Raw genomic sequence first — 13,713 nt, forward strand, 5'->3', positions numbered from 1 at the left:
GTGTTTGAGAGATTGCCATCGCGGGCAAGCCCGCTCCCACAGGTTTCTCGGGTGTAGACAAAATCGGCATTCACTAAGGCCCTGTGGGAGCGAGCCTGCTCGCGAACGGCTTCTACAACCAATGCCAGAACCGGCTCCAGAACCCGCGATTGAGGTCTTCCTTGCAGCCGGCATATTGCTGCGCATACAGATCCGAACGGTTCTGCACCTTGCGCGCGGTCGGCGGTAGCCAGGCTTTGCTCGCGTAGGTCTTGTTGCGGAAGCCGCCCCAGCCTTCGTGGTAGTTCAGGTACTGGTTATAGGCGTCGTATTTGTACACGCCGTTGATCGAGGTGGTCTTGTCCATGTACCAGCCGACGAAGTCGATTGCGTCGTCGAAGTCTTCGCGATCGGCCCAGTTGCGGCCGGTGCTTTTCTGGTAGTCGGCCCAGACTTCGTCCTTGGCTTGCGCATAGCCGGAAGCGGTCGAGACGCGACCCCACGGAATTACCCAGAGCAGGTATTTGCGCGGCGTCTTGGCGTCGTAGCGATAGCCGGATTCCTGATACATGATCGCGAAAGGCACCTGGATCGGCACGCCCCAGCGTTTCTGGGTGACTTGCGCAGCGTCGTACCAGTCGCTTTTCTCGCGGAAGATTGCGCAGATGTCTTCCGGGGAGCGGGGCGGCGAGGTGCCGCAACCGCTCAGCAGGGTGGCCATGGTCAGGAGGGCGAGGATGTGCCTGTGATTCAAGAGCTGTTTTCCGTCGTGCGCAAAAAGGTCGACAGTCTACGCGCTCAGCTCAATTGATGACGATAGGGCAAATCCGGACCGGTTTTGCTGCAGGTCAGTGCGGCGGCTTGTACGGCGAACCTGAGCATGCCGTCGATTTGCTCTCGACTGAGCTGCTGCACGCCTTCGACCGAGTCCAGCGAATGTTCGGTCAGCCAGGTGATCAGCGCCGCCTGGAAGGTGTCGCCGGCGCCTACCGTATCGGCGATCTGAACCTGATTGGCCGGCACCGACCACGAGCCATGGGTGCGACTGAACACCGTTGCGCCGTCGCCACCGCGCGTCAGGAAGACGATCTGGCAGCGATGTTCGAGCCAGCCTTCAATCACGTTTTGCGGATCCTGCTCGGGATAGAGCAGGCTCAGATCCTCGTCGCTGACTTTGATCAGATCGGCCAGTTGCACCAACGTGGCGATGCGTTCGCGCCATAGATCGATGTTCGGCTCGGGATTGAGGCGCACGTTGGGGTCGAGGCTGATCAGGCGTTTGCCGCTTTCGCGTTGGACCAGTTTCAGCAACGTGTCGCCAATCGGCTGTACCACCAGCGAAAACGAGCCGATGTGCAGGCCGCGCACCTCGTCGCCGAGCGTCGGCAGATGTGCCTCGCTCAGTTGCCGGTCGGCACAGCCTTCGCCACGGAAGCTGTAATGCGGTGAGCCATTGGCGCCTACCGCGACCATTGCCAGGGTGGTCGGCGCGGAAAAATCCACCAGATAATCCGGGCGCACACCTTCGTCCTGCAGCACTTGCTGCAAACGCCGGCCGAGATAGTCGGTGGACAGCCCACCGAAGAGCGCCGAGTCCACGCCCAGGCGGCGCAGACCGACGGCGACGTTGAACGGCGAGCCACCGGCAATCGCCTTGAAATTGACTTTCGAGGCCAGACCGCTGGCATCGTTTTCGCTGAAGAAATCAAACAGGGCTTCGCCACACACCAGGTACATAGTTGTTTGCTCGTTATAGGGTTGCGACATGCTGTTGATAGCGTTCGTAGGCCTGCTGGAACGCCGCGACATTGGCGGCGATCGGCAGGGTTTCGCTGCCCGCGTCGAGTTTCACGCAGCGCTCGCACAGCTCGGCCAGGGAGACATCATCGCCGTTAGAGCGCGATGCGCACCACGCCGCTTGAATCGCCGCACCCAGTGCGGCGGCTTCGCTTTGTTCGGTGCAGATCACCGGAGCGTTCATGATATCGGCGACGATCTGCCGCCACACCGCGCTCTTCGAGCCGCCGCCGATCAGGCAAATGCGCAGGCTTTGTAAACCATTCTGGCGGAGCAAATCCAGCCCGTAGCGCAAACCGAAGGTGGTGCCTTCGACAGCGGCGCGGCACAGGTTGGCTTGGGTCAGATTGTCCATGGTCAGCCCGTGCAGGCTGCCGGTGGCGTGGGGCAGGGCAGGGACGCGCTCACCGTTGAGAAACGGCAACATGCTCACGCCTTCGGCACCGATCGGCGATTGCGCGACCAATTCGTTGAAGGTCGGCAGATCGAGCTTGAACAGTTCGCGAATTGCACCGGTGGCGTTGGTCAAATTCATGGTGCAGATCAACGGCAGCCAGCCGCCGCTGGAGGAACAGAACGTGGCAACCGAGGCACCGGCGCTGACGTTCGGCTCCTCCGAATAGGCGTAGACCGTGCCGGACGAACCGAGGCTCATGGTGATCGCGCCGGGCTGGATATTGCCGGTACCGATGGCGCCCATCATGTTGTCGCCACCGCCGCTCGAGACCACCGCGTTGGGGTTGATGCCGAGTTGCTCGGCGATTGCCGGCAGGAGAGTGCCGACGGCGGCGTGCGCGTCGATCAACTCCGGCAGCGCGGCTTGCAAACGGCCGCTGGCGTCGATGTCGCGCAGGATCTGCACATCCCACTGCCGCGTGCGCACGTTGAAATAACCGGTGCCGGAGGCGTCGCCGTATTCGCTGCAGGCGCGGCCGGTGAGCCAGTAGTTGAGGTAGTCGTGAGGCAACAGAATCCGCGCGATGCGTGAGAACACGTCGGGATGCTGCTCTTTGGTCCAGAGCAGTTTCGACACCGTGTAGCCCGGTGCAATGACCACGCCGAGGCGTTCCAGCGAGCCTTCCTCGCCGCCCAGTTGCGCGAGCAAGCGGTCGTTTTCCGGCGTGGTTTCGGTGTCGCACCAGAGCTTGGCCGGGCGCAGCACTGCGCCTTGCTCATCGAGCAGGACCAGGCCGTGTTGCTGGCCGGAGACGCCGACACCGAGGATCGCCTGGCCGTCGACATTGGCCGCTCGCAACGCCTGGCGGGTGGCGCTGACGAACGCGTCGAGCCACTGTTGAACGTCTTGTTCGCGGCGGCCGTTGGCGCCGCTGATCATCGTGTGCGGCGCCGCGCCCAGACCGAGCACCTGACCGCTGTCGGCATCGAGGATGATCGCTTTGGTGCCTTGGGTGCCGCAGTCGATACCCAGGAAGAGCTTTGTTGTTGTCATGTATGGGCCTGTCAGATTGCGCTGAAGATCAAGAGCTACCCCCTCACCCCAGCCCTCTCCCCCAGGGGGGCGAGGGGGAAAGGGAGCAGATTTTCATGCCTTTCACACTCTGTATTCGACTCGGAATTTCAGGTCGATGAATAACGGAAGAACCACGCGGTCGGTTCCCTCTCCCTCCGGGAGAGGGCTAGGGTGAGGGGCTTTTCAGCCGAGCACCCGTTCCAGAGTCCGCGAAACCCCAACCTCGCGCAAACTCTGGCAGCACCACTCGAATGCCGCAACAAACTCCGCCGACTTCGGTATCGCCGTGCCGAAAATCTCTTCAACACCCAGCAACCGCTCCGTGGTCAGCCCTTCGTCCGCTACCAGACCTTGGCAGAAAGCCCCTCGCGGGTCCGGAATCGAATACGTATCGCCATTCTCATCCATGCCCTTCAAATACAGCGCCCACGCCGCGACTACCAGTGCCGCACGCTTGGTCTCGCGGCCATCGGCAATCAGCCGATTGATCGTCGGCACGGTGAACTTGGGAAACTTCGATGAGCCATCCGAACACACGCGCTCCAGCTGATCGGCAATCGCCTGATTGGAAAACCGCGCCACCAGCGTGTCCTTGTATTCGCTCAGATCAATGCCCGGCACCGGCGCCAGTTGCGGCGTGACATCCAGGTCCATGTAGGCGCGCATGTACCGCACGAACAGCGGATCGTTCATGGTCTCGTGGACGAAGCGATAGCCCTTGAGAAAGCCCAGATAGGTCAGCGCCAGGTGACTGCCGTTGAGCAGTTTGATTTTCATTTCTTCGTACGGCGACACATCGTTGGTGAACTGCACGCCGACCTTTTCCCAAGCCGGGCGGCCGTTGACGAATTTGTCTTCCAGCACCCACTGCACAAACGGTTCGCAGACCACCGGCCAGGCATCGTCGACGCCGTGTTTGTCGGCCAGTTGCAGGCGATGCGCGGTGCTGGTCATCGGCGTGATGCGGTCGACCATGGCGTTGGGGAAGCTGACGTTCTGGTCGATCCAGTCGCGCAATTGCGGATCACGCAGCGCGGCGAACGCCAGCAGTGCCTTGCGCGCGACCGCGCCGTTGTGCGGCAGGTTATCGCAGGACATCACGGTGAATGCCGGAACACCCGCCGCACGGCGTCTGGCCAACGCGGCGCAAAGGAAGCCGAACACGGTGCCCGGCGCTTCCGGATGGGCGAGGTCGTGTTGAATCTGCGGCAGATGCGCCATGAATTCGCCGTTGCTGTCGTCGATGCAGTAACCGCCCTCGGTGATGGTCAGCGAGACGATGCGGATCTGCGGTTCGGCGAGTTTGTCGATCAGCGTTTGCACGCCATCTTCGGCCAGCAGCATGTCGCGGATCGCGCCGATGACGCGCACTTCGGTGTCATCGCTGTCGCCCAGTTCGAAGAGGGTGAACAGGTAATCCTGCTCGCGCAGATCATCGCGGGCACGGCGATCTTCCGGGCGCAGGCCGACGCCGCAGATTGCCCAGTCCAGCGCTTGGCCAGTGTTCATCAAGGCATCGGTGTAATACGCCTGATGCGCGCGGTGGAAACCACCGACGCCAATGTGGGCGATGCCCTGGCGGGTGTCGCTCAGGTTGTAACCCGGCAGTTGCACTTCGGCGGCGAGGCGATTGAGGTTCTGTTGGTTGAGTTTCATCGGATAGTCTCGAAATCAGGCGGCAGCGCGCAGTGGGCGGGTCAGCGCCACACCTTCAGCGTCGAACAGGTGGCAGTGAGTCGGGTCCAGACGCAGGCTCAATTGCTCGCCATAACGGCTGGCCAGATCGCCGCGCACGCGCATGGTCAGGGCTTCACCGGCGCTGGTGGTGACGTGGCAGAAGGTGTCGCTGCCAAGGCGCTCGCTGACATCGGCAGTCACCTGCAGCGTGCAGTCGCCGGGTTGCGCCAGCTCCAAGTGTTCAGGGCGAATACCCAGCGTTACTGCGCTGCCGACACTGAGGTTGGCAGCGTTGAACGGCAGGGTGATGCGCGTGCCGGCGTCCAGCGAAACTTCGCAGCTGGCGCCGTCGATGCGGGCAATCTTGCCTTTGAGGAAACCCATTTTCGGCGTGCCGAGAAAGCCTGCGACAAACAGGTTGGCCGGGTTGTGATAGAGGTCCAGCGGCGAGCCGACCTGCTCGATCCTGCCGCCATTGAGCACCACGACTTTGTCGGCCATGGTCATCGCTTCGACCTGGTCGTGGGTCACGTAGATCATCGTCGCTTGCAGGTCTTTATGCAGACGCAGCAACTCCAGACGCATCTGCACGCGCAACGCCGCGTCGAGGTTCGACAGCGGTTCATCGAAGAGGAAAATCTTCGGGTTGCGCACGATGGCACGGCCGATCGCCACACGCTGGCGCTGGCCGCCGGAGAGCTGTTTCGGCTTGCGCTCGAGCATCGGGCCGAGCTCGAGAATGCGCGCCGCTTCGCCAACCTTGCGTTCGACTTCGGCTTTCGGCACGCCGGCCAGATCGAGGGCGAACGACATGTTCTTTTTCACAGTCATGTGCGGGTACAGCGCGTAGGTCTGGAACACCATCGCCAGATCGCGCTTGGCCGGGCTGACTTCAGTGATGTCGCGGCCATCGAGTTCGATGGTGCCGCCGCTGACCTCTTCCAGCCCGGCGATCAAGCGCAGCAGGGTGGATTTGCCGCAGCCCGACGGGCCGACGAAGACCACGAATTCCTTGTCGTTCACTTCCAGGTCGATGCCCTTGATGATGGAAAAGCCTTCGAAGCCTTTTTGCAGATTCTTGATTTTCAGGTTGGCCATGAGATGGGCCTCCGCATTGTTGTTATTCGATTGAGCTGGATAAGCTCTTTTGTGGGAGCGAGCTTGCTCGCGAAGGGGCCGCGTCAGTCACCATCATTGTTGGATGACGCTCCGCTTTCGCGAGCAAGCTCGCTCCCACAGTGAATCGCATTAGATTGAGAGGCTTCATTTCACGGCACCAAACGAGAGGCCGCGCACCAGTTGTTTCTGGCTGATCCAGCCAAAGATCAGGATCGGCGCACAGGCCAGGGTCGAGACCGCCGACAACTTGGCCCAGAACAATCCTTCGGGGCTTGAATACGAGGCGATCAACGCGGTCAGTGGTGCGGCATTCGATGAGGTCAGGTTCAGCGACCAGAACGCCTCGTTCCAGCACAGGATCAGCGACAGCAGCACGGTCGAGGCGAGGCCGCCCTTGGCGATCGGCAGCAGCACGCGGACCATTTCCTGCCACAGCGTCGCACCGTCGAGGCGGGCGGCTTCGAGGATGTCTTTGGGGATGTCCTTGAAGTAGGTGTAAACCATCCAGACCACGATCGGCAGGTTGATCAGCGTGTAGATCACGATCAGCGCAATGCGCGTGTCGAGCAGGCCGAAACTCTTGGCCAGCAGGTAGATCGGCATCAGCACGCCCACCGGCGGCAGCATCTTGGTCGAGAGCATCCACAGCAGCGTGCCTTTGGTGCGCTGGGTTTCATAGAACGCCATCGAGTAGGCCGCCGGCACCGCGATCAAGAGACACAGGGCCGTGGCGCTGAAGGAGATCACCACCGAGTTCCAGGCGAAGCTGAAATAGTCGCTGCGCTCGTTGATGTGCAGGTAGTTCTCCAGCGTCGGCGTGAAGATGAACTGCGGCGGCGTGGCGAAAGCGTCGATTTCGCTCTTGAAACTGGTCATCACCATCCAGAAGATCGGGAAGAAAATCACGATCGCGATAGCCCAGGCCAGGGTGCCGAGCAGCAGGCTTTGCAGGCGGCGGGATTGTTGGAGGGTCATGGCAGGCCTCACGCTTTGTCAGTCAGGTTTTTGCCGATCATCCGCACCAGAATGATCGCGGCGATGTTGGCGATGACCACGGCAATCAAGCCGCCCGCCGAGGCCATGCCGACATCGAACTGCACCAGCGCCTGGTTGTAGATCAGGTAGGCGAGGTTGGTCGAGGCGTAGCCGGGGCCGCCGTTGGTGGTGGTGAAGATTTCGGCGAACACCGAGAGCAGGAAGATCGTTTCGATCATCACCACCACGGCAATCGGCCGCGCCAGATGCGGCAGGGTCAGGTGCCAGAAAATCGCGATCGGGCCGGCACCATCCAGGCGCGCAGCTTCTTTCTGTTCCTGATCCAGCGACTGCATGGCGGTCATCAGAATCAGGATCGCGAAGGGCAGCCATTGCCACGAAACAATGATGATGATCGACAGCAGCGGGTAGTGCGCCAGCCAGTCCACCGGTTGCGCGCCGAACAGCTTCCAGATGTAGGCGAGGATCCCCGAGACCGGGTGGAAAATCAGGTTCTTCCAGATCAACGCGCCGACGGTGGGCATGATGAAGAACGGCGAGATCAGCATCACCCGCACCAGGCCGCGACCAAGGAATTCGCTGGCCTCCAGCAACGCGCTGATCAACACACCGAAGACCACACTGATCAGCAGCACGCTGCCGACCAGCAACAACGTATTGGTCGCGCCGGGCATGAAGCCCGAATCGGTGAGGAAGTAAGTGAAGTTCTCCAGCCCGACGAATTCGTTTTCGCCGGGGTAGAGCAGGTTGTAGCGAATCATCGAAAAGTACAGGGTCATGCCCAGCGGCACGATCATCCACAGCAGCAACAGCGCCACCGAGGGGCTGACCAGAAACCAGCCGGGATTGCGCACCCGCAGCTTGCGCTGGGGTGGCGACAGGTCGATGTGGGCTTTGGCAGTTGAAGTATTCATGGCATTCACAACCGAGTCATTCAGACCTATGGAGATCCCCATGTGGGAGCGAGCCTGCTCGCGAAAGCGCCGGGTCGGTGTCATGTGTGTTGGCTGACACGACGCCTTCGCGAGCAGGCTCGCTCCCACAAGAGGCAGGAGCAAGTCGCTCAGCGCTTACTTGGGATAACCCGCGCGCTTCATCTCGCGTTCCGTAGTCTGCTGCGCCGCCGCCAAAGCCTGATCTACCGTGGTCTGGCCGATCAGTGCTGCCGAGAACAGCTTGCCGACCTGGGTGCCCACTGCCTGGAATTCAGGAATGGTCACCAATTGAATGCCGATGTACGGCACCGGTTTCAGCGTCGGTTTGCTCGGGTCAGCGGCCTTCAGCGATTCCAGCGTTACCTTGGCAAACGGCGCAGCGCTCATGTACGCATCGCTGTAGGTCGAAGCGCGGGTGCCCGGCGGCACGTTGGCGATGCCATCGGTCTTGGCAACCAGTTCGCCGTACTCTTTGGACGTGGCCCAGGCGCTGAAGGTTTTTGCTGCGTCCTTGGCCTTGGAACTGGTCGGAATCGCCAGCGCCCACGAATACAGCCACGCCGAGCCTTTATCCGTGACCTGATGCGGAGCGAAGGTGAAACCGACGTGATCGGCGACCTTGCTCTGGGTTTTGTCGGTGACGAACGAACCAGCCACGCTGGCGTCGACCCAGATCGCGCATTTGCCGCTGTTGAACAGGGCGAGGTTTTCGTTGAAACCGTTGCTCGATGCGCCTGGCGGGCCGGATTTCTTCATGGTGTTGACGTAGAAATTCAGCGCGTTTTTCCACTCCGGGCCGCTGAATTCCGGTTTCCACTGCTCATCGAACCAGCGCGCGCCATGAGCATTGGCGACCGTGGTCACCAGCGCCATGTTCTCACCCCAACCAGCCTTGCCGCGCAGGCAGATGCCGTATTGCTCTTTGTCTTTCTGGGTGAGCTTTTCCGCAAACCCGGCGATCTCTTCCCAGGTCGGCCGCTCCGGCATGGTCAGCCCGGCTGCCTTGAACAGGTCGGTGCGGTAATAGGTGATCGAACTTTCTGCGTAAAACGGCAGCGCATACAGCGAACCCTTCACCGACAGGCCTTCGCGCACCGACGGGAAGACATCGTCGAGGGCGTAACTGGCCGGCAGGTCCTTCATCGGCTCCAGCCAACCCTTGCCGCCCCAGAGTGCGGCTTCGTACATGCCGATGGTCAATACGTCGAACTGGCCGCCCTGAGTGGCGATGTCCGTGGTCAGGCGCTGACGCAGCACGTTTTCTTCCAGCACCACCCAATTGAGCTTGATGTCCGGATGCTCGCTCTCGAAGGTTTTCGAGAGTTTCTGCATGCGAATCATGTCGCTGTTGTTGACGGTGGCGATGGTCAGGGTCTGGGCGCCAAGGCTGACGCTGCTGAGGGTCATGCAGGTGAGAGCGAGCAGAGCTTTTGCAGTGGGTTGCATCGTGCACTCCTTTTCTGACACCCGACGGGGCAGAAGGACAGTTATTGTTTTTGTGTCTTCCGAATGCAGGAAGAATCTGCGCTGATTACAGCCTTCAACGGCGGGGCTGACAAATCATCCCTAGCACTTATGTCGATACTTTTTTGCACTGGGGTTTGGTGGAGTGAACGCAGGGAAGGGGTTTTGCGCGAGGTGCGGTTAACGAATGCGTACAGATTTCGCCAGCCGGGCACAACCTCTTGTGGGAGCGAGCCTGCTCGCGAAGATGGTGTGTCAGCCACAGGATTTTTCACTGACAGAACGCTTTCGCGAGCAGGCTCGCTCCCACAGGTGGCGTGTCGTCAGAGATGATTCTGTTCAGTCAGCCGCTGCACCGCCAGCCGTCGATAGTGCGACGGCGTCATGCCTTTGAGTTGCTGGAAGCGTCGATTGAAGTTGGAAATATTGTTGAAGCCCGACTCGAAGCACACCTCGGTCACCGGTTTGTCGCCATCGGCCAGCAGCTCACAGGATTTGCTGATGCGCAGGCGATTGACGAATTCGATGAAGTTGCGTCCGGTGGCCTGTTTGAATACCCGGCTGAAATAGGTCGGCGTCATGCCCAGGTGCTCGGCCACTTCTTCCAGTGAAATGTCCCGGGCGTAATGGCTGAAGATGTAATCGACCGCGCGGTTGGTGCGGTCGATGTTGTGTTCGTCGGCCAGTTGCGGCGTGGTGGCACCGGACAACAACAGGTAATCCTCACTGGCCGCGAGCAGTTCCATCAGGATGAAAAAATGCCCGAGGCGGGTGATGCCGGTGCTGTCGGCGATCCGCTGCATAAGCGTCATGGCCTGACGGATCGTGCGCTTGCAGCGAAATTCGATGCCGTACTGCGCGCGCTCAAGCAGTGGCGCCAGGGATTTCAGCTCAGCGAACACCTGATGCCCGCTCTCGAACAATTCGTCGGTGAAGTTGACCAGCATGTCGCGCTTCTCCACCACTTCATCTTCAGCGACCTGGCTGATCCAGTTGTGCGGCAGGTTGGGACCGGTCAGAAACAGGGTTTCCGGATAGAAGTTGCCGATGTAATCGCCGATGAACACCTTGCCGGAACTGGCAACGATCAGGTGCAGTTCGTATTCCTTGTGGAAATGCCAGCGCACCAGCGGGCAGGGAAAGCCGTGCTGGCGGTAGATGATGGACAAGCCGTTATGGTCGTCCATCAACTCGTAGGAAGGGTCGGTCACGCGAGCGGTTCGGGTCATGACGAGGCACTTTTTTATTATCGCTGCGCGATCATGCCTCGTTTTTTGCCATTTGTGCCACTTCCGACCGGCCGTCCGTGGAGACCGCTCAACTGAGCTTGTCGCGGGCCTTTTGCAAGTTGGCCATTTGGCAGAAGCGCACGATATTCGAATTCTTGATGAAGTCGAAATTGATGATGTTGCACTTGCGCGCCCAATCGGATTTTTCCGGATCGAACCACTCGTCAAGACTGTCGAGGATTCGCTGTGGCCCGCCGAGTGTGTAACTGGTTGCCGACAGCGACCACGGGCGGCGCGTACTGACAGGTGTGCTCAGTACGTTGTCTATATAGCCATAAAGATCCGAGGTGCTGACCTGTGATTTGCCGATCCACTTGTGATTGATCTGGCTATAAAAGCGGAAGTCCAGGGTTTCCCAGGTCATCGGCGCAGCCACCATAACGCGCTGCAATGGATCGATGGCTTTGAGTTGGCCAATTGTCAGATGCAGATTTTCGGTGGGAATGATCCGTTCCCCAAGGTGCTCCAGCAAAGCTGTTCTGAATTCCTCATGGTTGAATGGATCTGTAGCGTTGGAAAGTTCATGAAAGTCCAGAACGATAAACTCGTTCGGGCTTCTTTCATAAAATCCCTTGAGGTCTCTGATCAGGTCTTCAAGCGTTCGCGAAGAGTTGAATCCATTGTGCTGGAAACGGAATCTCGCCAGTTGTTTCGCCTTGCTGTTGTAAACAAGGCGTACATCAAGTGCGCGAGCGCCGCGATTCAACTGCGAATAAAACGAAACGTCCTGGCAGGCAAGCCAGTTTTTCCCGGGAATCAGGGCATAAGAAGCTTCCCAGTCACAGCCGGCGTTGTGCGCGCCGGGCAGGGTCATTTCGAATAACGAAAGATTATCGATCTGTGGTGAATCAGCCATCCATTGATGGGTTGGTATATCGTCGAAGTTTTCCATGTTGCATATCCTGCGAAGTGGTTGATTAGTTGCGCGCAGGATGTTTATAGGCATGTTAGCGTTATTGCGAAAGTTCGCTTTTAATGCAAGTCATGTAATTGATGTAATCAACGCTCTGTTGGATTCAACTGGTTTTTCGCTTCGATCCATTGAGCCATGTATTGAGTGCTTTTGAGTGTGTGATGTCGCAGCATGGCGCCGGTGAAATTGTCGTTTCTAAGTTGTGCCAAGTGTTGTCGGCAATCATCTATCCGGTTGGTCAGACGCGGGCCATGTACGCTGCGCTGATAACGTTGCTGCAAAAGTGCCGAAGCCTGAATCTGCGCTTGCTGCCAGCGCGCTGGATCTTCGTACAGTTGCACGGCCTGTTCGGCGAAGGTATTTGCGTCCAGGGCAATGGCGCCCGGCCAAGGAGCATCGCCGTGCATGGCTTCGGCGCCGATCGGTGTCGTCACGCTTGGCGTGCCACAGAGCATGGCATCGACCAGTTTGCCCTTGATTCCCGCGCCAAAGCGCAATGGCGCAAGGCAGACCCGCGCTGCCGACATCACTTCAAGCGCATCTTCGGCCCAGTCCATGATGTGAAAGCCTTGGGCCGGGTTGTGCAGTGCGGTGGCTTTGGGCGGCGTATAGGCGCCATAGATATGCAGTTGCGCGCGAGGCAAGCGCGCGCGGATCAGCGGCCAGAGCGTGGTCTTCATCCAGAGCACGGCATCCCAGTTTGGCGCGTGACGGAAGTTGCCAATACTGAGGAAATGCGCGCGCTCTTCGAAACCTGGCGCGGCGGTGTCCGGAAGATCAATCATCAACGGACACCAATGCAGGATTTGCCGAGGCAGGCCGAATTCCTCCACCAGCAGGTCGATCTCGACTTCGGAAATCATCAGGTTCAAATCACACCGGTACAGCGCAGCGATTTCCCGTTTGGCCAGATCGGTGCTCGCCATCAGCTGGAATTCTTCGTGCAATGCCGGTGCGAACAGTTCGGTGAAATCAGTCTGCTCGTCGTCGCTTTTCAGCCGGTCTTTCAGACGCTGATGACGCGCATGCCGCAGGCTTTGCAGGTCGGAGGTTTCCAGGATGCGCAGGGCGCCCGGGCAGTGTTTCTCCACCCGCCAGCCAAACTGTTCTTCCATCATGAACTGATCGAACAGCACGATATCCGGCGCCAACTCGCTGATGAACGTGTCGAAACTGCTGTTGTTGAGCTCGATCGATACTTCGCGAACGCCCAGCGCCGTCAGATCAGCCTTGTGTTCACCCGGGCCGGCCGGGCTGCTGAACGTGATGTCCCATCCCTGATCGAGAAATGTCTCGAGGATCTGCATGACATGTCCGCTGGCCGCCGAAGAGCGGGGCTCGGGCCAGACGTAGCCGATGACCAGGACTTTGGTGGGAACTGAGTGGGACATCGCTGGATTCTCGGCGCTTAAAAAAGGCGCAATTAAACCACAGTGATGCGTGCTCATCGCCAGTTCAGGTTGATCACGATTGCTCGGGTTCCAGCCAATGCAGGTAGATGCGCAGGACTATTCCAGTATGGATTTGACCTTGTCGCGTAGCTGGTCAATCGAAAACGGTTTGCCGATGACATGCATGTCGCCGGGTACTTCGATAGTCTCGGCATAACCGCTGGCAAACAGGATGGGCAGAGCAGGGCGCAGCTGACGGGCCTTTTGAGAAAGTTCGCGGCCATCCATGCCAGGCAGGCCGTGGTCGGTCATCATCAAATCGATGGCTTTGCCAGTATTCGCAAGAATCTCGAGTGCCGCGTTCCCGTCATCAGCCTCCAATACCGTGTATTCCAGCTCTTCCAACACATCCACGATGAGCATGCGCACGATGTCGTCATCTTCTACGACAAGGATAGTGGAGGCATTGGCAGACATGGCAGGACTCTCAAAAATTGAAATCGGGGGATACCGGGCAAGCGAATTTTGCCGGACTCTTGCATGAGTAAGTGGCGCATAGCCACAAGTTCCCGAGCTGATACAAAAAAGAACAGGTCAGTGCGGTGCGGCAAGGATAACCGTTGGCGTCGTCCAATGCGCAGGCGTGTGTAGGAAAATGCCATCATTTGTGTGAGAAAAATGG

12 protein-coding genes are annotated in these 13,713 nt (G+C 59.3%); all 12 read right to left on the reverse strand.

All coding sequences use genetic code 11. From position 1 onward, the window contains the following. Positions 1 to 112: 112 nt before the first annotated feature. The 12 genes from D8U61_RS24080 to D8U61_RS24140 all read right to left on the reverse strand — a co-directional run bounded on the left by D8U61_RS24080 (position 113) and on the right by D8U61_RS24140 (position 13,508). Positions 113 to 700, reverse strand: coding sequence for a lipoprotein (locus D8U61_RS24080; RefSeq protein WP_041480414.1), 588 nt, complete (start codon positions 698 to 700; stop codon positions 113 to 115). Between the two features lie 77 nt (positions 701 to 777). Then, on the reverse strand, positions 778 to 1,716 hold the full coding sequence (locus D8U61_RS24085) for a carbohydrate kinase (protein ID WP_125926533.1): 939 nt from the start codon (positions 1,714 to 1,716) through the stop codon (positions 778 to 780). A 13-nt stretch (positions 1,717 to 1,729) separates the two neighbouring features. Continuing rightward, positions 1,730 to 3,226: a xylulokinase gene (gene xylB, locus D8U61_RS24090; protein ID WP_130927791.1), complete on the reverse strand. Its 1,497-nt coding sequence runs from the start codon at positions 3,224 to 3,226 to the stop codon at positions 1,730 to 1,732. Positions 3,227 to 3,430: 204 nt separating this feature from the next. Beyond that, on the reverse strand, positions 3,431 to 4,903 hold the full coding sequence (locus D8U61_RS24095) for a mannitol dehydrogenase family protein (protein ID WP_130889129.1): 1,473 nt from the start codon (positions 4,901 to 4,903) through the stop codon (positions 3,431 to 3,433). A gap of 15 nt (positions 4,904 to 4,918) precedes the next feature. Beyond that, positions 4,919 to 6,022, reverse strand: a complete 1,104-nt coding sequence (gene ugpC / locus D8U61_RS24100; protein WP_073476158.1) for a sn-glycerol-3-phosphate ABC transporter ATP-binding protein UgpC — start codon at positions 6,020 to 6,022, stop codon at positions 4,919 to 4,921. A gap of 165 nt (positions 6,023 to 6,187) precedes the next feature. After that, on the reverse strand, positions 6,188 to 7,018 hold the full coding sequence (locus D8U61_RS24105; RefSeq protein WP_016774872.1) for a carbohydrate ABC transporter permease: 831 nt from the start codon (positions 7,016 to 7,018) through the stop codon (positions 6,188 to 6,190). Positions 7,019 to 7,026: 8 nt separating this feature from the next. Further along, positions 7,027 to 7,953, reverse strand: a complete 927-nt coding sequence (locus D8U61_RS24110; RefSeq protein ID WP_041480415.1) for a sugar ABC transporter permease — start codon at positions 7,951 to 7,953, stop codon at positions 7,027 to 7,029. 156 nt (positions 7,954 to 8,109) lie between these two features. Further along, positions 8,110 to 9,420 carry a sugar ABC transporter substrate-binding protein gene (locus tag D8U61_RS24120; protein ID WP_130927793.1) on the reverse strand — a complete coding sequence of 437 codons (1,311 nt, stop codon included), beginning with the start codon at positions 9,418 to 9,420 and terminating at the stop codon, positions 8,110 to 8,112. Positions 9,421 to 9,761: 341 nt separating this feature from the next. Beyond that, entirely contained in the window at positions 9,762 to 10,667 is a 906-nt protein-coding gene (locus tag D8U61_RS24125) for an AraC family transcriptional regulator (protein ID WP_125926540.1), read from the reverse strand. 88 nt (positions 10,668 to 10,755) lie between these two features. Next, positions 10,756 to 11,619 carry a phospholipase gene (locus D8U61_RS24130; RefSeq protein WP_130927794.1) on the reverse strand — a complete coding sequence of 288 codons (864 nt, stop codon included), beginning with the start codon at positions 11,617 to 11,619 and terminating at the stop codon, positions 10,756 to 10,758. A 107-nt stretch (positions 11,620 to 11,726) separates the two neighbouring features. Beyond that, on the reverse strand, positions 11,727 to 13,031 hold the full coding sequence (locus tag D8U61_RS24135) for a glycosyltransferase (RefSeq protein WP_130927795.1): 1,305 nt from the start codon (positions 13,029 to 13,031) through the stop codon (positions 11,727 to 11,729). 117 nt (positions 13,032 to 13,148) lie between these two features. After that, on the reverse strand, positions 13,149 to 13,508 hold the full coding sequence (locus D8U61_RS24140) for a response regulator (protein ID WP_130927796.1): 360 nt from the start codon (positions 13,506 to 13,508) through the stop codon (positions 13,149 to 13,151). Between the last annotated feature and the right edge of the window lie 205 nt (positions 13,509 to 13,713).

Origin of the sequence: Pseudomonas sp. Sample_14 (assembly GCF_004307515.1) — a bacterium.
Lineage (GTDB): Bacteria > Pseudomonadota > Gammaproteobacteria > Pseudomonadales > Pseudomonadaceae > Aquipseudomonas > Aquipseudomonas atacamensis.